Source organism: Streptomyces sp. NBC_00654, assembly GCF_026341775.1.
In the GTDB taxonomy this organism is placed as follows: domain Bacteria; phylum Actinomycetota; class Actinomycetes; order Streptomycetales; family Streptomycetaceae; genus Streptomyces.
In genome coordinates, this window is sequence record NZ_JAPEOB010000002.1 from 1,959,249 (window position 1) to 1,978,483 (window position 19,235).

The following is a 19,235-nucleotide window of genomic DNA, read 5'->3' on the forward strand; positions in this document are numbered from 1 at the left end:
GGCGGTCGGCGGCGTGGGGTGGGCGGCCGGGCCCGGGTGGGGTCAGGTCAGGTGCCGGTGGGGTCGGGTCAGGTGCCGGTGGGGTCAGGTCACGTGCCGGTGGGGTCGGGTCAGGTGCCGGCGCTGTCGGCGCCGCCGGCCGCTCCGCACCCGGGGGCCGGGGCGGGCCCGGTGGCGTGTTCCGATGCGTCCGCGATGCGTTCGTGGTGGCGGATGACTTCGGCGACGACGAAGTTCAGCAGTTTCTCCGCGAAGGCCGGGTCGAGTCTGGCGTTCTCCGCGAGCTGTCGCAGGCGGGCGATCTGCCGGGCTTCGCGGTCCGGGTCGGCGGGCGGGAGCTTGTGCTCGGCTTTGAGGTGACCGACCTGTTGGGTGCACTTGAAGCGCTCGGCGAGCATGTGGATGACAGCGGCGTCGATGTTGTCGATGCTGTCGCGCAGCCGCTTCAGTTCCGTGCGTACGGACTCGTCGATGTTGCTCTTGGTCATGGTCGTCGAGCTTAGAGGCTGTCCACATGGGGAGCGGTCCGAGGGCTTCGGGTCTCAGGTGCTGATCGTGGGCGGATTCTCCGGGTCGGGGACCTGGTCGCTCCAGCCGCCGGGGACGTTGCGGCCCTGTTGTTCGCGGAAGCGGACGGGGGCGGTGCCGACGCGGCGGGCGAAGAGCCGGGAGAAGTAGGCGGGGTCGTCGTAGCCGACGCGGCGGGCCACCGCGGCGACCGGCAGTTCGGTGGCGGCGAGGAGCTCCTTGGCGTGGCCCAGCCGGATGCCGAGCAGGTAGTCCTTGGGGCTGCAGCCCGCGCCGCGTCGTACGGCGGTGCGCAGTTCGGCGGGGGTCATGCCGTGGCGGGCCGCGTGTTCGGCGACGGAGAGCGGCTGGAACGCGTCGCGTGCCAGGGCCTGGAGTACGGGGTCGCCGTCGGGTCCGATGTCGGCGCGGGCGCGGCGCAGGGAGACGAGGAGTTCGTGGACGGCGGCGCCGGTCTCGACTTCGAGGAGGGGGTTGCCCCTGCGGGCGGCGCGGACCATGCGGCCGATGGCGGCGCGTGGGCCGGCGGTGTCGGAGAGGGGGACGAGGGGGCGGTCGGGTTCGATGTAGCCCAGTTCGGTGTAGGTGCCGGTGGCGGGCCCGGTGAAGTCGACGAAGCTCTCGTCCCAGCCGGTGTCCGGGTCGGCGCCGTAGTGGTGGGGGGTGCCGGGGGTCAGCCAGATCAGGGTGGGGCCGGTGACGGGTGTGCGGCGGCCGTCGGGGCCGCTGAACCAGCCGCTGCCGGAGTTGATGATCACGGCTACGTGGTGGTCGAGGGTGCGGGGGCCGACGGTGGGCAGGGCGCCGTGCTGGAGGCCGACCCCGAGGCAGACGAGGCCCAGGCGGTGGTGGAGCGGGCTGGGAGTGAAGAAGCGCATCCAGGTGTGGTACATCGGCCTGCCTTCCTCCCGGGCTCTGTGGTGCATCTCGTTGTGTCCAAACAGCAGTGATCTTTGTCCATGGACCGGGTCGGCGCCAGAGGGTGAAGCTGGGCGCACTATTTCACCCGGGGTGACCCGCGGCGCACAGGAGAGTACGAGCACGATGGCTGACTTCACCGTGGGGGACGACCACTTCCGGCTCGACGGGAAGCCCGTACGGCTGCTGTCGGGGGCTCTGCACTACTTCCGGGTGCATGAGGAGCAGTGGGATCACCGGCTGGCGATGCTGCGGGCCATGGGGCTGAACTGTGTCGAGACGTATGTGCCGTGGAATCTGCATGAGCCGCGTCCGGGCCGGTTCCGGGATGTGGCGGCGCTGGGGCGGTTCCTGGACGCGGCGGAGCGGGCCGGGCTGCTGGCGATCGTGCGGCCGGGTCCGTACATCTGTGCCGAGTGGGAGAACGGTGGCCTGCCGGTCTGGGTGACGGGGCGGTTCGGCCGACGGGTGCGGACGCGGGACGCGGAGTATCTGGCGTCGGTGGAGCGGTGGTTCCGGGAGCTGCTGCCGCAGGTGGTGGCACGGCAGATCACCCGGGGCGGCCCGGTGATCATGGTGCAGGTGGAGAACGAGTACGGGAGCTATGGCACCGACTCGGTGTATCTGGAGTGGCTGGCGGGGCTACTGCGGCAGTGCGGGGTGACGGTGCCGCTGTTCACGTCGGACGGGCCGGAGGATCACATGCTGACGGGCGGCTCGGTGCCCGGTCTGCCGGCGACGGCGAATTTCGGTTCGGAGGCGCGTGCGGGGTTCGAGGTGCTGCGCCGCCATCAGCCGAAGGGGCCGCTGATGTGCATGGAGTTCTGGTGCGGCTGGTTCGAGCACTGGGGTGCGGGGTCCGTCGTACGGGATCCGGCGCAGGCGGCGGACGCGCTGCGGGAGATCCTGGAGTGCGGGGCGTCGGTGAACATCTACATGGCGCACGGTGGGACGAACTTCGCGGGCTGGGCGGGGGCGAATCGTTCCGGTCCGCTGCAGGACCAGGAGCTGCAGCCGACGGTGACGTCGTACGACTATGACGCGCCGGTCGATGAATACGGGCGGCCGACGGAGAAGTTCTGGCTGTTCCGGAAGGTGCTGGCGCAGTACGCGGACGGTCCGCTTCCGGAGCTGCCGCCGGAGCCGGACGGGCTGCGGGGCCGGGTGCGGGCGGCGTTGACGGAGTGGGCGCCGCTGGGGGACGTGCTGGAGGCGCTGGGTGATCCGGAGACGGCGGAGCTGGGTGCCGCGCCGACGTTCGAGGAGTTGGGGGTGGATCGTGGGCTGGTCCGCTACCGGGTCGGTGTGCCGGGTCCGCGCGAGCCGTACGCGCTGGGGGTCTCGGGTCTCCGGGACCGGGCGGTGGTGTACGTGGACGGGGTCCGGGCCGGGGTGCTGACCGAGGAGCGGGGCACGCTGGACGAGCCGGTGGCGGGTCCCGCGGAGGTCGAGCTGTGGGTGGAGTCGCTGGGCCGGGTCAACTACGGGCCGCGGCTGGGTGAGCCGAAGGGCATCACGGGCGGGGTGCTGCACGAGCGGCAGTATCTGCACGGGGTACGGGCCCGGGGACTGCGGCTGGACGCCTTCGAGTCGGCGGAGGCGGTGGCGGCGGTGCCGTTCACGACGGTGCCGTTCGCAGCGGAGCCGACGGAGCCGACCGGTCCGACCGGGCTGTTCCGGGGGACGTTCGAGGTCGCGGATGTCGTCGCCGTCGGTCATGCCGGGCTGGAACTGCCGGGCTGGACGCGCGGCTTCGTCTGGGTGAACGGCTTCTGCCTGGGCCGGTACTGGTCCGCGGGTCCGCAGGAGACGCTGTACGTACCGGGTCCGGTGCTCCGCACGGGCGCCAACGAGGTGTGGGTGCTGGAGCTGGAGGGTGCGGGCGGGCCGTTCGTGGAGCTGGGCCCGGGGGTGCCCGTCCGGACGGGCACCCCCGGGGTGGTTCAGCCGTGATCACGCACCGGGGTCAGAGTGTGGCGGCCGCGGAGGCGATGGCGGAGGCGAAGGTCGAGACCTCGGTGTAGACGCCGGGGTAGCCGGCCTGTGCGCAGCCCTGGCCCCAGCTGACGATGCCGACCTGGATCCAGGCGCCGGCGTTGTCCTTGCGGAACATCGGGCCGCCGGAGTCGCCCTGGCAGGTGTCGACGCCGCCGGTGTCGATGAGGCCGGCGCACAGTTCCTCACCGGGGACGAGGTCGCTGCCGTACGCGTCCTGGCAGTCGGCGTCGGAGACGTAGGGCACGCTCGCCTTGAGCAGGTAGCGCTGCTGGGCGCCGCCCTCGGTGGCGGCACCCCAGCCGGCGATGGTGAAGTCGCCCTGGTTGTACGCGGTGCTGGTGGCGATCTTCAGCGTCGGCTGGTCGATCGGCTTGGCGAGCTTGATCAGCGCCCAGTCCTTGCCCTTGCCGTTGTAGCCGGGGGCCTGGAGGACCTTGGTGGACTTGACCTTGACGGCGCTGGAGGACTGGAGGTCGACGACTCCGGCGGTGGCGGTGATCGAGGTGTTGTTGCCCGATCCGTCCACGCAGTGGGCGGCGGTGAGGACGATGTCCTTGGCGTAGAGCGCGCCGCCGCAGCCCATGGAGAGCCGGACCATGAAGGGGAACTCGCCCTGGGCCGCCCGGGTTCCGCCGACGACGGGGTTGGGGGCGGCGGAGGCGCCGGAGGGCTGGAGGCTGACGGTCGCGAGGGCCACGGCGGCTATGACGGAACATCTTTTCAGCGCGCGCAGAAGCTGCTTCAACGGACTGCCTTCTTTCGTGGGGGGTGCTGAGGGGGGTTGCTGTGAGGGTCGTACGGCGGTTGTTGTGGGACATCGCCGTACGGGTGCTGCTGTGGGGGTGCGTGCTCCGGCCGGAGGGCCGCCATCCAGCATTTTCGGCATGACCCCGACAAGAGTGATCCGATTATCGGGATCTAATCACCACTGCCACAAGGCACACTTTCCGGCCAAGATCATCGGGGCGCCGCCCACCCCTGCGCCCCCCGCCCCCGCCCAGGTCCCCGCGTCCGCCTCAGCGTCCGTCCCTGCGTCCGTCCCTGCGTCCATCCCTCCGGCCGCCTGTCCCCGCGCGCCCCGTACACCCCCGTCCGTCCGTACGCGGTCGGCATACAGTGGAGGTCCGTTGAACGTCACGGAGGGGGGTTCTGACGTGGCGAACGGCAGTCCGGTCGTCCATGGGTTTCCGCACCTCGACGCCGTCCGGTCCGCGATCACTTCGCTGTACCGGCGCGTCTCGTACGACGGTGTGCACGCCTACGCCACCAGCCTGGTGCCCTCCGACGCCGCTTTCCCGGACCTGGACGACCTGCATCTGGGTGCCCAGCGGGTGGCGCGGGCGCTGGTCCGGCATCTGCGTCTCCCGGAGGCCCGCATGATCGTCGGCTTCCGGCGCATGGAACACGCGGCAAGCGTCGAACTCGCCGCCGGACCCGAGTACTTCATCGAACTCAATGACCGGTTCCGTACGCATCGCAGGGACATCGGGGCCGCGCTCTCGCACGAGATCACCCATGTACTGCTGCACCGGCTCGGCCTGGAGCTGCCCGGCACCCGCGACAACGAGATCCTCACCGACACCGTGACGACGTACCTCGGCGCGGGCTGGCTGCTGCTCGACGCCTTCCGCGAGGACGCCATGTCCAGCCAGAAGCTCGGCTACCTCACCCCGGAGGAGTTCGGGTACGTCCTGGCCAAGCGGGCGCTGGCGTTCGACGAGGACCCCTCACCGTGGTTCACCAGCCCGCAGGCGTACTCCGCGTACACCCGGGGGCGGGCGCTGGCCCTGCGCGATCTGCGGCAGCCTCCGCTGGCGGCGGCCGGGTGGGCGGGCCGCAGGCGCTACACCAAGGACCGGCGGTACGCCGCGGACCACCCGGGCGCCGCCACGGACCCCGGTGTCCCGTACACCTTCGAGGGGGGCGGCGGCGAAGCCCTGCGGGTCTCCTTCCCCTGCCCCGGCTGCCACCAGCGCATCCGGGTCCCGGTCCGCGGCCGGGTACGGGCCAGGTGCGGGCTGTGCCGCACGGTCCTGGAGTGCGACACCTGAGGCGGACGCCGCGGGCCGGGCGCCGGCGCGGCCACCGTAGGGTCGAAGCATGACGGAAGAGCCTATCGGGGACGAACAGAGCCTGTTCGAAGCCTTGTACGTGAGTGAGGACGCCGTCGTACGGGCGCTGCGCGCGGGAGCCGGGGCCGATTCCCGCGACACGGACGGCACGACGGCGCTGTACCTCGCGTCGGTGCAGGACCTGCCGGGAGCGGTACGGCTCCTGCTCGCGGCCGGGGCCGACCCGGACCGGCCGAGCGGCCCCGAAGCGGGCGATCTCCCGCTGTGCGGGGCCGCGTGCGGCGGGCACACCGAGGTGGTGGCGGCCCTGCTGTCCGCCGGGGCACGGCCGGATCTGGCCGAGCAGTTCGGGTTCACGGCGCTGCGCTGGGCGGTGGGGCTCGGCCACGCGCCGATCGTGGAGCTGCTGCTCGCCCATGGCGCCGACCCCCATCTGCCCGGCCCGGAGGGCGAACCCCCGCTGGTGCTCGCGGCCCGGCGCGGATCGGTCCGGACGGTGCGGGCGCTGCTGGAGCACGGGGCGGGGACCTGGGCGGGGGCGGTGGAGTGGGCGCTGACCCAGGCGCGGCGGATGCTCGGCGTGGACGTGGAGCAGCAGTTGCTGCGGGGGCTGGAGGAGGCGCACGGCTCCGGGTTCGACGCGCTGACCCGCCGTGACCTCGTGAACGGCGAGGAGACGTTGACGGTGGAACTGCTGCGCGACGGGGTGCCGTTCGCGGGGGCGGACTGCCAGACGGGGCACGAGGAGATCGCGGCGCTGCTGAACGCCGCGAAGTGAGGGGGACGGGGCCGGGTGCGGGCACGCCCCCGGGGCCGGCCACCGGCACCGGGCACTCCGGATGCTCAGCCACCGGCCACCGGCAGCTCTGCCCACCGGCCACCCGCCACCGCCACCGGCACCGGCACCGGCTGTTCCGCCACCACCACCGGCACCGGCACCGGGCGCTCCGGGTTCGCAGGCCTCATCGTGCCCCGTAGACCGGCGCGGCCGGCTCCGCTTCGGCCAGCAGGCGGCGGGCCGCGGCGCCCGCCTCGGCCGGGGACCAGCGTGCGCCCCGGTCCGCGGTGGGCCCCGGGCGCCAGCCCTCCATGACGGTGATCCGGCCCGCCTCGGCCTCGAAGACGCGTCCGGTGACCCCGGCGCTCGCGGCCGAGCCGAGCCACACCACCAGCGGCGACACGTTCTCGGGGGCCATCGCGTCGAAGGCCCCCGGCTCCGGTGCCGCCATCGTCGCGGCGAAGGTCTGCTCGGTCATCCGGGTCCGGGCCGCCGGGGCAAGGGCGTTGACCTGGACTCCGTACCGTCCCAGTTCCTCGGCCGCGACCAGGGTGAGGCCGAGGATCCCGGCCTTCGCGGCGGTGTAGTTGCCCTGCCCGACACTGCCGAGCAGGCCCGCGCCCGAGCTGGTGTTGATGACCCGGGCCACGGGGGTGCGGCCGTTCCTGGACTCGGCCCGCCAGTGGGCCGCCGCGTGTTTCAGGGGCAGGAAGTGGCCCTTGAGGTGGACCCGCAGCACCGCGTCCCAGTCGTCCTCGTCGAGGTTGACCAGCATCCGGTCCCGCAGGAAGCCCGCGTTGTTCACCAGGGTGTCGAGCCGGCCGAACGCCTCCAGGGCCGTGGTGACCAGCGAGGACGCGCCCGCGGTCGTGGCGATGTCGCCCCGGTGGGCGACGGCCTCACCGCCCGCCGCCACGATCTCGTCGACGACCTCCCGGGCGGGTCCGGCGCCGCCCCCGTGCCCGGACGCCCCGTCGGCTCCGCCGTCCACTCCCTCTCCGTCCGCTCCCCCGTCGCCCGCGAGTCCGACGCCGAGGTCGTTGACGACGACCTTGGCCCCTTCGGCGGCGAAGGCCAGGGCGTGGGCCCGGCCCAGTCCCCGCCCGGCGCCCGTCACGGCGACGACGCGGCCCGCGCAGAGTCCGGCACTGCTGGTGGTCATCTCGGCTCCCCTGGTTGGCGATGCGGTGGCAGGCTGCTACCTTCCACCTAACAAATGTTTGGTGGAAAGGTAGCTGATCCGCTCATGGGTGTCTCCACCTCACGGCCCGCCGAGGGCGTCCTCACCGTCACCGTCGACTTCCCGCCCGTCAACGCCCTGCCCGTGCGGGGCTGGTACGACCTGGCCGACGCACTGCGCGCGGCCGGCCGCGACCCCGGGGTCCGCTGCGTGGTGCTGACCGCGGCGGGGCGCGGCTTCAACGCGGGTGTCGACATCAAGGAGATCCAGCGCGACCCCGGTCAGGACGCCCTGATCGGCGCCAACCGCGGCTGCTTCGAGGCGTTCGCGGCGGTGTACGAGTGCGAGGTGCCGGTCGTCGCCGCCGTGCACGGCTTCTGCCTCGGCGGCGGCATCGGGCTCGTCGGCAACGCCGACGCGATCGTGGCGAGCGAGGACGCCACCTTCGGGCTGCCGGAGCTGGACCGCGGCGCGCTCGGTGCGGCCACCCATCTCGCGCGGCTGGTTCCCCAGCATCTGATGCGGACGCTGTACTACACCTCACGCACCGTCACGGCGGCCGAACTGCACGCCCACGGCTCGGTCTGGCGGGTCGTCCCGCGCGACGGGCTGGACGCGGCTGCCCTGGAACTGGCCGGCGAGATCGCCCGCAAGGACGGGCATCTCCTGCGGCTCGCCAAGGCCGCCATCAACGGCATCGATCCCGTGGACGTACGCCGCAGCTACCGCTTCGAGCAGGGCTTCACCTTCGAGGCCGGACTCAGCGGCAGCGCCGGCCGCGTCCGCGACACCTTCGGCAAGGAGGCACGACCGTGACCGACAAGACGATGACGCCCGAGGATGTCGTCGCCCGGCTCCGCAGCGGGATGACGATCGGCATCGGCGGCTGGGGGTCGCGCCGCAAGCCGATGGCGCTCGTGCGCGCCCTGCTCCGGTCCCCGGTCACCGATCTCACCGTGATCTCCTACGGCGGCCCCGATGTCGGCCTGCTGGCCGCCGCGGGCCGGATCCGCACCCTGGTCGCCGCGTTCGTCACGCTCGACTCGATCCCTCTCGAACCGCACTTCCGCGCGGCCCGGCAGCAAGGGGCGTTCGAGCTGCGGGAGATCGACGAGGCGATGTTCATGTGGGGTCTGCACGCCGCCGCGAACCGGCTGCCGTTCCTGCCGGTGCGGGCGGGGCTGGGATCCGATGTGATGCGGGTCAACCCCGGTCTGCGTACGGTGACTTCGCCGTACGAGGACGGCGAGGAGTTCGTCGCGATGCCGGCCCTGCGGATGGACGCGGCCCTGGTCCACGTCAACCGGGCGGACCGGCTCGGCAACGGCCAGTACCTGGGCCCCGATCCGTACTTCGACGACCTGTTCTGCGAGGCCGCCGACACCGCGTACCTCTCCTGCGAACGGCTCGTCGGGACCGCCGAGCTGACCGAGGGGGCCGCTCCGCAGACCCTCCTGGTCAAACGGCACTCCGTCACCGGTGTCGTCGAGACGCCGAACGGGGCGCACTTCACCTCCTGTGTGCCCGACCACCCCCGCGACGAGGCGTTCCAGAAGGCGTACGCCGCGGCCGCCGCCGACCCCGGGGCCTGGGCCGCGTTCAGCGAACGCTTCCTGCCCGCGCGGGGCGACGAGAAGAGCTACCAGAGCGCCGTCCGGACCTGGCACGAGGAGCAGATGTGAGCACCGAAGCCGCCGCGGGAACCGTCACCCGGGCCGAGTACTGCGTGATCGCGTGCGCCGAGGCCTGGCGCGGCGACGGTGAGGTGCTCGCCAGTCCGATGGGCCTGATCCCGTCCCTGGGGGCCCGTCTCGCCAAGCGCACCTTCTCCCCCGATCTGCTGCTCACCGACGGCGAGGCGATGATCGTCGGGCTCGACGGCACTCCGGAGGGCTGGCTGCCCTACCGTCAGCATCTGGCCATGGTCACCGGCGGCAAGCGGCACGTGATGATGGGCGCGAGCCAGATCGACCGTTTCGGCAACCAGAACATCTCCTGCGTGGGCGACTGGGAGCGGCCCGCCCGCCAGTTGCTCGGAGTACGCGGCGCACCGGTCAACACCCTGAACAATCCGGTCAGTTACTGGATTCCGCGGCATTCCCTCCGGGTGTTCGTCGAGCGGGTCGACATGGTCTGCGGAGTGGGGTACGACCGGGCCGCGGCGGCGGGTCCGTCCGCGACGCGCTTCCACCGCATCCCGCGGGTCGTCAGTGATCTCGGGGTCTTCGACTTCGCGACCCCGGACCGTTCCATGCGGCTCGCCTCGGTGCACCCGGGTGTCACCGCCGGGCAGGTCCGCGAGGCAACCGGTTTCGCGCTGACGGTCGCGGACGACGTCCCCCTCACCCGTGAGCCGACCGCCGGGGAGCTCCGTCTGATCCGTGAGGTCATCGACCCCGCGGGCGCCCGTGAGCGCGAGGTGCGGTCCTGATGCGCACGGCCCTCACCGAACTCGTCGGTGTCCGGTATCCGATCGTGCAGACCGGCATGGGCTGGGTCGCCGGTCCCCGGCTGGTCACCGCCACCGCGCGGGCGGGCGCGCTCGGGATCCTGGCCTCCGCGACGATGACGACGGACCAGCTGCGCGCGGCGGTCCGGGAGGTCAGGTCCCGTACCGACGCGCCGTTCGGCGTGAATCTACGGGCGGACGCGGGGGACGCCCGCGAGCGGGTACGGATCATCATCGACGAGGGGGTCCGGGTGGCGTCGTTCGCGCTGGCCCCGTCGAGGGAGCTGATCGCCGAGCTGAAGGACGCGGGGGTGGTGGTCGTCCCGTCGATCGGGGCCCGGCGCCATGCGGAGAAGGTCGCGGCGTGGGGTGCGGACGCGGTGATCGTGCAGGGCGGCGAGGGCGGGGGGCACACCGGGGAGGTGGCGACGACGGTCCTGCTGCCCCAGGTCGTCGACGCGGTGGACATCCCGGTGGTCGCGGCGGGCGGCTTCCACGACGGCCGGGGGCTGGTCGCGGCGCTGGCGTACGGGGCGGCGGGCATCGCGATGGGGACCCGGTTCCTGCTGACGTCGGACTCGACCGTCCCGGACGCGGTGAAGGCGCGTTATGTGGCCGCGGGTGTCAAGGACATCACGGTCACCACGGCGGTGGACGGGCTCCCGCACCGGATGCTGCGTACGGACATGGTGGCCGCCCTGGAGCGGGCGGGGCGGGTACGGGCGCTGGCGCAGGCGGTGCGCCGGGCGTCGGGCTTCCGGCGGATCTCCGGGCTGAGCTGGCCCCGGATGCTGCGCGAGGGGCTGGCGGCGAAGCACGGGAAGGATCTGACCTGGAGCCAGATGCTGCTGGCCGCGAACACGCCGATGCTGCTGAAGGCGTCCATGGTGGACGGCCGCACCGACCTCGGGATCATGGCCTCGGGCCAGGTGGCGGGCCTGATCGAGGACCTGCCGAGTGTCGCGGACCTGGTGGAACGGATCATGGGCGAGGCCCGGGAGGCCCGCGCGGCGCTGCCGTAGGGATACGGAGAGGGGCGGGGACGGGGCGGCAGCCCCGAAAGGTCTGCGCCCCGTCCCCGCCCCGTAGAGCTGCCGACTGCCGGCTAGGCGGCCCGGCGGCCGCGCGCGGGGGCACCGCTGCGGCCCGAACCGGTACGGCCGGTTCCGGCGCCACGGGACTCGCCGCCGGAACGCGCGCCACCGCTGCCGTTGCCTCCGCGTACGGAACCGGTCGCGCCACCGCGGGACTCGCCGCCGCCTCCCGCGCCCTGCGTGCCTCCGGCGCCGCCACCACCGCGGCGACCGCGGCCCCGGCTGCCCGAGCGGAAGCCGCCGCCGGTGCCCGAGCCCGCCGCCCCGCCCGACCGCGTGCGCGGCTTGGGCTGGGTGGGCTGGGGGACCTCGACGACGACCGCGACACCGGACGGCTCGCGCGCGCCGGTGATCCGGCTGAGCTCCTCGTCGCTCGACTTGATGCGGGTGGTGCGCGGGGCGATGCCCGCGTCCTGCATCAGCCGGGTCATCTCCCGCTTCTCCTCGGGCAGCACCAGCGTGACGACGCTGCCGGACTCCCCGGCGCGCGCCGTGCGCCCGCCGCGGTGGAGGTAGTCCTTGTGGTCGGTGGGCGGGTCCACGTTGACGACGAGGTCGAGGTCGTCGACGTGGATGCCGCGAGCCGCCACGTTGGTCGCGACGAGCGCGGTGACCTGGCCGTTCTTGAACTGGTCCAGGGTCCTGTTGCGCTGCGGCTGGGACCGGCCGCCGTGCAGGGCGGCTGCCCGTACACCGCTGGCGAGCAGCCGCTTGGCGAAGCGGTCGGCGGCGCGCTTGGTGTCGACGAACATGATCACCCGGCCCTCGCGGGCGGCGATCTTCGTGGCGACGGCCTTCTTGTCCGTCTCGTCCGCGACGTGGAGCACATGGTGCTCCATGGTGGTGACCGCGCCGGCGGACGGGTCGACGGAGTGCACGACCGGGTCGGTGAGGAACATCTTGACCAGCCGGTCGATGTTCTTGTCGAGGGTCGCGGAGAACAGCATCCGCTGTCCGTCCGGCTCGACCTGCTTGAGCAGCGCGACGACCTGCGGCATGAAGCCCATGTCGGCCATCTGGTCGGCCTCGTCGAGGACGGTGATGGCGACCTGGTCGAGGCGGCAGTCGCCGCGCTCGATGAGGTCCTTGAGCCGGCCGGGGGTGGCGACGAGGACCTCGGCGCCCCGGCGCAGTGTGCCGGACTGCTTGCTGATCGACATGCCGCCGACGACGGTGGCGAGCCGCAGGTTCACGGAGGTCGCGTACGGGGTGAGGGCGTCGGTGACCTGCTGGGCGAGTTCGCGGGTCGGGACGAGGACGAGTGCCAGCGGGGCACGGGGCTCGGAGCGGCGTCCGGCGGTGCGGGCGAGCAGGGCCAGGCCGAAGGCGAGCGTCTTGCCGGAGCCGGTGCGGCCGCGGCCGAGGATGTCCCGGCCGGCCAGCGAGTTCGGCAGGGTGGCGCCCTGGATGGGGAAGGGCTCGGTGACGCCCTGTGCGGTGAGGGTCTTCAGCAGCGCCGCCGGCATGTCCAGCTCGGCGAACGCCTCGACCGCGGGCAGCGCGGGGGTCATGGTCTCCGGCAGGGCGAACTCGCCCTGGGGCGGTGTGGCGCGGCGGCGGGCGGGTGCCTTGCCGGAGCCGCGGCCGGAACCGGAGCCCTTGGCGTTCGTCTGTGCCGGGGCCGGGCCTCGTCCCCTGGTCGGTCGGGTGCGGGCCGGTCGGTCCTGGCGTTCGAAGCGGGTCATACGGAATTGCCCTCCTGGGGGATTCCTGGGGTTACTGCGGGACTGCTGAGGACTGACTGGCGGACTGCTTGATGTGCGCCCCAGGATGCAGCACAAAGCAGGGTGTCCCCCGGACAGCACAAACCGGGGCCCGCACCTTCACGGTGCGGGCCCCGGTTGCGAGGTACGCGTCCGGCAATTAGGCCGGGACGATGTTCTCCGCCTGCGGGCCCTTCTGGCCCTGCGTGACGTCGAAGGAGACCTTCTGGCCCTCCTGGAGCTCACGGAAGCCCTGGGTGGCGATGTTGGAGTAGTGGGCGAAGACGTCGGCGCCGCCGCCGTCCTGCTCGATGAAGCCGAAGCCCTTTTCCGAGTTGAACCACTTCACGGTTCCAGTAGCCATGTCAATCTCCTAAAAGAGGTGCAGTGCCGGAAATTCGCACTTTACGAATTCCAAGTCGCCGCATTGAGCCCCACCCGGAGAAAGCCGGAAAACAATAAAGCGCCTGAGGAAGCATTCCCGTCAGGCGCACATAAAGTTCATGGGTACCAAAACTGCAACTGGACCACCGTAGCACGTCCTGTCGCCCGGCGGCGGATCACGTCCTGCCGCCGGGCGGGGAACGTCGCTGACCAGGAGGGGTCCGGGGCCGTTTCCGGGGGGTTTCCGGGGTGGTGTCCGGAGTGGGTCCGCGTGCTGCCCCCGGAACGTTGGACGCCCGTTGTCCCAAGGTTCCCCGGCTGTTTTCCCCTGGCTCCGGGACCGGTGTCAGAGCCGTTCGATGATGGTGACGTTCGCCTGGCCGCCGCCTTCGCACATCGTCTGGAGGCCGTAGCGGCCGCCGGTGCGTTCCAGTTCGTGGAGAAGGGTCGTCATCAGTTTGGCGCCGGTCGCGCCGAGCGGGTGCCCGAGGGCGATCGCCCCGCCGTTGACATTGACCTTCTCCGGGTCGGCGCCGGTCTCCTTCAGCCAGGCCAGGACGACCGGCGCGAAGGCCTCGTTGATCTCGACGAGGTCGATGTCGTCGAGGGTGAGGCCGGTCTTCTTCAGTGCGTGGGCGGTGGCCGGGATGGGGGCGGACAGCATCCGGATCGGGTCCTCGCCGCGCACGGAGAGATGGTGGATGCGGGCGCGCGGGGTGAGGCCGTGCTCGGCGACGGCCCGTTCGGAGGCGATCAGCAGGGCGGCGGCGGCGTCGGAGACCTGCGAGGAGCAGGCGGCGGTGATCGTGCCGCCGTCCACGACGGGCCTGAGCGCGGCCATCTTCTCCAGGGTGGTGTCGCGGCGCGGCCCCTCGTCGACGGTGACCTCCCCGTAGGCGACGGTTTCGCGGGCGAAGCGGCCCTCGTCGATGGCGCGGACCGCCCGCCGGTGGGAGCGCAGGGCGAACTCCTCCATGTCGCGGCGGCCGATGCCCCACTTCGCGGCGATGAGTTCGGCTCCGTGGAACTGGTTGACGGGTGCGTCGCCGTACCGGGCGCGCCAGCCCTCGCTGCCCGCGTAGGGGCCCTGGGTGAGGCCGAGGGGTTCGGCGGCCTGCCGGGAGGCGAACGCGATCGGGATCTGCGTCATGTTCTGGGTGCCGCCGGCGACGACCAGGTCCTGGGTGCCGGAGAGGACGCCCTGGGCGGCGAAGTGGACGGCCTGCTGGGAGGAGCCGCACTGGCGGTCGATGGTGACGCCGGGGACCTCTTCGGGGAGTCCGGCCGCGAGCCAGGCGGTGCGGGCGATGTCGCCGGCCTGGGGCCCCACGGTGTCGAGGCAGCCGAAGACGACGTCCTCGACGGCCGCCGGGTCGATGCCGCTGCGGGCGACCAGGGCCTTGAGGACATGGGCGCCGAGGTCGGCGGGGTGGACGGCTCCGAGGCCTCCTTTGCGCCTGCCGACGGGGGTGCGTACCGCTTCGACGATGTAGGCCTCGGCCATGACTGCTGCTCCTTGGGTGGGTCAGTGACGCAGGGCGATCCCGTCGAGCACCATCGAGAGGTACTGGCGGGCGATCTCCTCGGGGCTGTGCTGTCCGCCGGGCCGGTACCAGGACGCGGCGACCCAGACGGTGTCGCGGACGAACCGGTAGGTGAGCCGGATGTCGAGGTCGTCGCGGAAGGACCGGTCGGCGACGCCGCGTTCCAGCGTGCCGAGCCAGGCCTTCTCGAACTTCTGCTGCGAGTCGACGAGGTACTGGAAGCGGGGCTGGGTGGCGAGGTGCTTGGACTCCTTCTGGTAGATGGCGACGGCGGCCCGGTGCCGGTCGATCTCCCGGAAGGACTCGGTGACGAGTGCCTCGATGGATTCCCTGGGGCTGAGACCGGCCTCCAGTACCGCGTCGTATCCCTCCCAGAGTTCGTCGAGGAAGGTGGAGAGGATCTCGTCGACCATCGATTCCTTGGAATCGAAGTGGTAGTAGAGGCTGCCCGCGAGCATCCCGGCCTCGTCCGCGATCCTCCGGACGGTCGTGGCGTTGTATCCCTGCGCGGCGAAGACCTCGGCGGCGGTGGCGAGCAGTTCACGGCGCCGCTCCGGCGAGGGGGTCACCTGGGGCTTCTTCTTGGTAGGCACCCGCCCATTGTCCGCCCGCCCGCCGACCGGCCCGCCCCCGCGCGTACGCCCGCGGCGGTCTCACGCATGCTGGCTGCTCACGGAGACGACCTCGCCGGTCATGTAGGAGGAGTAGCCGCTGGCGAGGAAGACGATGACGTTGGCGACCTCCCAGGGTTCGGCGTACCGGCCGAAGGCCTCCTTCGCGGTGAGTTCGGTGAGGAGTTCCTCGGAGGTGACCTTGGCCAGGTGCGGGTGCATGGCGAGGCTGGGGGCGACCGCGTTGACCCGCACGCCGTACGCGGCGGCTTCGACGGCGGCGCAGCGGGTGAGTGCCATGACGCCGGCCTTGGCGGCGGCGTAGTGGGCCTGGCCGCTCTGGGCGCGCCAGCCGATGACGGAGGCGTTGTTGACGACGACGCCCCCGTTGCCCGCGGCCTTGAGGGAGCGCAGGGCGGTGCGGGTGCAGCGGAAGGTGCCGTTCAGGGTGACGTCGAGGACTTTGGTCCACTGTTCGTCGGTCATCTCGGTGAGTTCGGCGGTGCCGCCGAGGCCGGCGTTGTTGACGACGATGTCGAGGCCGCCGTGGGTCTGTTCGGCGTGGGCGAAGAGGGCCCGGACCTGGGTCTCGTCGGTGACGTCGCAGGGCAGGGAGGTGACGCGGTCGGCGCCGAACTCGTCGGCGAGGGCCCGTTCGGTGTCCTTGAGGCGGCGGGCGTGGGCGTCGCCGATGACGACGCGGGCGCCCTCCTCCAGGAGCCTGCGGGCGGTGGCGCCGCCGATCCCGGCCCCGGCGGCCGCGGTCACGACGGCGCTGCGGGAGGCCAGCAGTCCGTGGCCCGGTAGGTACTGCGGTGCGTTCACGCCCTGCCCCCTCCGCTCGGCGGCACCGGGGCCAGGGGCGGGGTGACCCCTCCTCTAGCCGGTGCCGGTGCGCGTACATTAACCTACCAAACACTTGTTAGGGAAGGATGAGCCGATGCCCGATCCGACACCCGGCGCCACGCCCGATCCGACGCCCGGCCCGCCGTCCGCCGGTGACGGCGGGCCCGTGCTGTACGAGCGCCGGGGCCCCGTCGCGTACCTCACGCTGAACCGCCCCCGCTACCGCAACGCCCAGAACTCCGCGATGACCTACGCACTGGACGCCGCCTTCTACCGCGCGGCCGAGGACGGCGAGGTCAAGGTGGTCGTGCTGGCCGGGGCCGGGGACCACTTCTCGGCGGGCCATGACATCGGCACCCCGCAGCGCGACGCGCATCTGCCCTTCGAACGCCGGGCCGGGCTCTGGTGGGACCACAGCGACAAGGCGGGCGCCGAGAGCCGCTTCGCCCGGGAGTCGGAGGTCTATCTCGGGATGTGCCGGCGCTGGCGCGAGCTGCCGAAGCCCGTCGTCGCCTCGGTGCACGGGGCGTGCGTGGCGGGCGGGCTGATGCTGGCGTGGATCTGCGATCTGATCGTGGCGAGCGAGGACGCGTTCTTCGCCGATCCGGTGGTGCGGATGGGCATCCCGGGTGTCGAGTACTTCGCGCACCCCTGGGTGATGCCGCCCCGGATCGCCAAGGAGTTCCTGTTCACCGGAGACCGGATGAGTGCCCGGCGGGCGTACGAGGTCGGCATGGTCAACCGGGTCGTGGAGCGGGCCGAACTCGCGGAGCGCACCACGGAACTGGCCCTGCGCATCGCCGCGATGCCGCGGCTGGGGCTGGCGCTCACCAAGCGCGCGGTGAATCAGGCGGAGGATCTCCAGGGGCTGCACACCGGCCTGGACTCGGTGTTCGGGCTGCATCATCTCGCCCATGCCCACAACGCCGAGACGGCCGCGGACTCCCTGGGCGGTATGGACATCGCCTCGATGAAGAAGGCGGGTGCGTGATGGACCTGGCGCAGACGGCGCAGACGGACGCCGTCCGGGCCGAGGCGCGGGCCTGGCTGCGGGCCAACGTACCGGCCACGCCGCTGCCGTCGCTGGAGACGGCGGAGGGGTTCGCCGCGCACCGGGAGTGGGAGGCGCGGCTGCACGCGGACCGCTGGTCGGTGGTCTCCTGGCCCGCCCGGTTCGGTGGCCGGGACACCGACATCTTCGGCTGGCTGGCCTTCGAGGAGGAGTACTACGCGGCCGGAGCGCCCGGCCGGGTCTCGCAGAACGGCATCAATCTGCTCGCCCCGACGCTCTTCGACCACGCGACCGAGGAGCAGCGGGCCCGGGTGCTGCCCCCGATGGCGAGCGGCGAGGTGATCTGGGCGCAGGCCTGGTCCGAGCCGGAGGCGGGCTCCGACCTGGCGTCGCTGCGCTCGCGTGCGGTGCGCACCGACGGCGGGTGGCTGCTGTCCGGGCAGAAGACCTGGTCCTCGCGGGCGGCGTTCGCGGACCGGGCGTTCGGCGTCTTCCGTACGGATCCCGGGGCGGCGAAGCCGCATCAGGGGCTGACGTATCTGATGTTCGACCTGTCGGCGCCGGGCGTCTCGGTGCGGCCGATCGGGCGGCTCGACGGGAAACCGGCGTTCGCCGAACTGTTCCTGGACGAGGTCTTCGTACCGGACGCCGACATCATCGGGGAGCCCGGCCAGGGGTGGCGTATCGCCATGTCGGCGACGGGGAACGAGCGCGGGCTCACGCTCCGCTCCCCCGGGCGTTTCCTCGCGGCGGCGGACCGGCTGGCCGGACTGTGGCGGACGCGGGGCGACGCCTCGGACACGGCGCTGCGGGACCGGGTGGCCGACGCGGTGATCGGGGCGCGGGCGTATCAGCTGTTCACCTGCGCGGGCGCGGCGCGCTTCGCGGCGGGCGGGGCCATCGGCGCGGAGTCGAGCCTGAACAAGGTGTTCTGGTCGGAGTACGACATCGCGTTGCACGAGACGGCGCTCGATCTGCTGGGCCCGGACGCGGAGCTCGCGGAGTCCGAGTGGGCCGAGGGGTACGTCTTCTCCCTGGCCGGGCCGATCTACGCCGGTACGAACGAGATCCAGCGGGACATCATCGCCGAGCGGCTGCTCGGTCTGCCGAAGGGACGGCGCTGATGCGTTTCCTCCTCGACGGGGAGCAGCGGGAGTTCGCCCGTTCGCTGGACGCGATGCTGAGCGCCTCGGACACCCCGTCGGCGGTACGGGCGTGGGGCGCCGGGGACCATGCCCCGGGCAGAGCTTTGTGGGCCCGGCTCGCGCATGCCGGGGTGTTCGCTCTCGCGGTCCCGGAGTCGTCCGGAGGTGTGGGGCCTCTTCCGGTCGAACTCGCGGTCTCCTTCGTGGAGTTGGGGCGGCATGTGGTGCCGGGCCCGGTGGTGGAGTCGGTGGCGGTCGCGGTGCTGCTGGGCGCGGTGGGAGGTCCGGCGGCGAAGGAGTGGCTGCCCCGGCTGGCCTCCGGGGAGGCGTCGGCGAGCCTGCGGCTGGACGGGTACGGGCCGTACGCCCTGGACGCGGACGCGGTGGACGCGGTGTTCGTGGTCGACGGGGAGGAGCTGCGGCTCGCGCCGGGGCCCGGCACGCCGCGTGCCTCGGCCGACCCGGCGCGGCGGCTGTTCGTCCCGGAGGAGGGCGGTACGGTGCTCGCCGCCGGGCCCCGGGTGGCGGCGGGGGCACGCGCGGCGGGCGACTGGGCGGCGTTCGCGACGGCGGCCCAGGCACTGGGGACCGGGGAGGCGCTGCTGCGTTCCACGGTCGAGTACGTCAAGCAGCGCACGCAGTTCTCGGTTCCCATCGGGTCCTTCCAGGCCGTCAAGCACCGGCTGGCGGACACGCTGCTGGGGCTGGAGTTCGCCCGTCCGGCGCTGTACGGGGCGGCGGTGTCGCTGGCGGAGGGTTCGGCGCGGGCCGGGGCGGATGTCGCGGCGGCGAAGGTGCTGGCGGGCGAGGCGGGGTACGCGGCGGCCCGCACGGCGCTCCAGCTGCACGGTGCGGTGGGGTACACGCAGGAGCTGGACCTGTCGCTGTGGCTGCGCAAGGCGCGGCCGTTGCGGGACGCGTGGGGGACTCCGGGGGCGTGCCGGGAGCGGGTGCTGTCCGGGTAGCGGGTGCT

19 protein-coding genes are annotated in these 19,235 nt (G+C 72.5%); 10 read left to right on the top strand and 9 right to left on the bottom strand.

Going from position 1 to position 19,235, the window contains the following annotated elements:
* Positions 1–110 precede the first annotated feature (110 nt).
* Positions 111–488: a chorismate mutase gene (locus OHA98_RS28960; protein ID WP_266929776.1), complete on the bottom strand. Its 378-nt coding sequence runs from the start codon at positions 486–488 to the stop codon at positions 111–113.
* Between the two features lie 54 nt (positions 489–542).
* On the bottom strand, positions 543–1,421 hold the full coding sequence (locus OHA98_RS28965) for an AraC family transcriptional regulator (RefSeq protein ID WP_266929777.1): 879 nt from the start codon (positions 1,419–1,421) through the stop codon (positions 543–545).
* Positions 1,422–1,572: 151 nt separating this feature from the next.
* On the opposite strand from OHA98_RS28965, the gene OHA98_RS28970 reads away from it, so the two are divergent.
* Entirely contained in the window at positions 1,573–3,399 is a 1,827-nt protein-coding gene (locus OHA98_RS28970) for a beta-galactosidase family protein (protein ID WP_266929779.1), read from the top strand.
* A gap of 13 nt (positions 3,400–3,412) precedes the next feature.
* Here the strand turns inward: OHA98_RS28970 and OHA98_RS28975 are convergent, their stop codons facing one another.
* On the bottom strand, positions 3,413–4,189 hold the full coding sequence (locus tag OHA98_RS28975; protein ID WP_266929781.1) for a trypsin-like serine protease: 777 nt from the start codon (positions 4,187–4,189) through the stop codon (positions 3,413–3,415).
* Positions 4,190–4,598: 409 nt separating this feature from the next.
* Between OHA98_RS28975 and OHA98_RS28980 the strand changes: the two genes are divergently transcribed.
* Positions 4,599–5,495, top strand: a complete 897-nt coding sequence (locus OHA98_RS28980; RefSeq protein ID WP_266929783.1) for a hypothetical protein — start codon at positions 4,599–4,601, stop codon at positions 5,493–5,495.
* Positions 5,496–5,544: 49 nt separating this feature from the next.
* The gene (locus OHA98_RS28985; protein ID WP_266929784.1) at positions 5,545–6,294 is read left to right on the top strand and encodes an ankyrin repeat domain-containing protein; all 750 of its coding nucleotides are present in this window, start codon (positions 5,545–5,547) and stop codon (positions 6,292–6,294) included.
* Between the two features lie 184 nt (positions 6,295–6,478).
* On the opposite strand, the gene OHA98_RS28990 is transcribed toward OHA98_RS28985, so the two are convergent.
* The gene (locus tag OHA98_RS28990; protein WP_266929786.1) at positions 6,479–7,456 is read right to left on the bottom strand and encodes an SDR family oxidoreductase; all 978 of its coding nucleotides are present in this window, start codon (positions 7,454–7,456) and stop codon (positions 6,479–6,481) included.
* An 84-nt stretch (positions 7,457–7,540) separates the two neighbouring features.
* Here OHA98_RS28990 and OHA98_RS28995 point away from each other — a divergent pair, with 84 nt between their 5' ends.
* From OHA98_RS28995 to OHA98_RS29010, 4 genes are read left to right on the top strand one after another with little or no spacing between them, the layout of a single operon-like run.
* Positions 7,541–8,290 carry an enoyl-CoA hydratase family protein gene (locus OHA98_RS28995; RefSeq protein ID WP_266929787.1) on the top strand — a complete coding sequence of 250 codons (750 nt, stop codon included), beginning with the start codon at positions 7,541–7,543 and terminating at the stop codon, positions 8,288–8,290.
* A gap of 11 nt (positions 8,291–8,301) precedes the next feature.
* Positions 8,302–9,156 (top strand): CoA transferase subunit A, encoded by an 855-nt coding sequence (locus tag OHA98_RS29000; RefSeq protein ID WP_266930969.1) that lies wholly within the window; start codon positions 8,302–8,304, stop codon positions 9,154–9,156.
* Positions 9,153–9,905 carry a CoA-transferase subunit beta gene (locus OHA98_RS29005; protein WP_266929788.1) on the top strand — a complete coding sequence of 251 codons (753 nt, stop codon included), beginning with the start codon at positions 9,153–9,155 and terminating at the stop codon, positions 9,903–9,905. Before OHA98_RS29000 ends, OHA98_RS29005 begins: the two co-directional genes overlap by 4 nt.
* Entirely contained in the window at positions 9,905–10,945 is a 1,041-nt protein-coding gene (locus OHA98_RS29010; protein ID WP_266929790.1) for a nitronate monooxygenase family protein, read from the top strand. The genes OHA98_RS29005 and OHA98_RS29010 overlap by 1 nt, the downstream gene beginning before the upstream one ends.
* An 83-nt stretch (positions 10,946–11,028) precedes the next feature.
* Here OHA98_RS29010 and OHA98_RS29015 read toward each other — a convergent pair whose 3' ends face one another.
* From OHA98_RS29015 to OHA98_RS29035, 5 genes are all read right to left on the bottom strand, one after another.
* The gene (locus OHA98_RS29015) at positions 11,029–12,702 is read right to left on the bottom strand and encodes a DEAD/DEAH box helicase (RefSeq protein WP_266929791.1); all 1,674 of its coding nucleotides are present in this window, start codon (positions 12,700–12,702) and stop codon (positions 11,029–11,031) included.
* A gap of 178 nt (positions 12,703–12,880) precedes the next feature.
* Positions 12,881–13,084, bottom strand: a complete 204-nt coding sequence (locus tag OHA98_RS29020) for a cold-shock protein (protein WP_015607926.1) — start codon at positions 13,082–13,084, stop codon at positions 12,881–12,883.
* Between the two features lie 366 nt (positions 13,085–13,450).
* Entirely contained in the window at positions 13,451–14,608 is a 1,158-nt protein-coding gene (locus OHA98_RS29025) for an acetyl-CoA C-acetyltransferase (protein ID WP_266929792.1), read from the bottom strand.
* A 21-nt stretch (positions 14,609–14,629) separates the two neighbouring features.
* Positions 14,630–15,241, bottom strand: a complete 612-nt coding sequence (locus OHA98_RS29030; RefSeq protein ID WP_266929794.1) for a TetR/AcrR family transcriptional regulator — start codon at positions 15,239–15,241, stop codon at positions 14,630–14,632.
* 60 nt (positions 15,242–15,301) lie between these two features.
* Positions 15,302–16,084, bottom strand: coding sequence for an SDR family oxidoreductase (locus OHA98_RS29035; RefSeq protein WP_266929796.1), 783 nt, complete (start codon positions 16,082–16,084; stop codon positions 15,302–15,304).
* Between the two features lie 115 nt (positions 16,085–16,199).
* Here OHA98_RS29035 and OHA98_RS29040 point away from each other — a divergent pair, with 115 nt between their 5' ends.
* Genes OHA98_RS29040 through OHA98_RS29050 form a run of 3 tightly spaced genes read left to right on the top strand, consistent with a single transcriptional unit; the run spans position 16,200 to position 19,227 of the window.
* Positions 16,200–17,096, top strand: coding sequence for an enoyl-CoA hydratase (locus OHA98_RS29040; protein ID WP_266929797.1), 897 nt, complete (start codon positions 16,200–16,202; stop codon positions 17,094–17,096).
* A complete protein-coding gene (locus OHA98_RS29045) occupies positions 17,096–18,241 on the top strand; it encodes an acyl-CoA dehydrogenase family protein (RefSeq protein ID WP_266929799.1) in 1,146 nt (381 codons plus the stop codon). Before OHA98_RS29040 ends, OHA98_RS29045 begins: the two co-directional genes overlap by 1 nt.
* Positions 18,241–19,227 carry an acyl-CoA dehydrogenase family protein gene (locus OHA98_RS29050; RefSeq protein ID WP_266929801.1) on the top strand — a complete coding sequence of 329 codons (987 nt, stop codon included), beginning with the start codon at positions 18,241–18,243 and terminating at the stop codon, positions 19,225–19,227. Before OHA98_RS29045 ends, OHA98_RS29050 begins: the two co-directional genes overlap by 1 nt.
* The last annotated feature ends 8 nt before the right edge of the window (positions 19,228–19,235 follow it).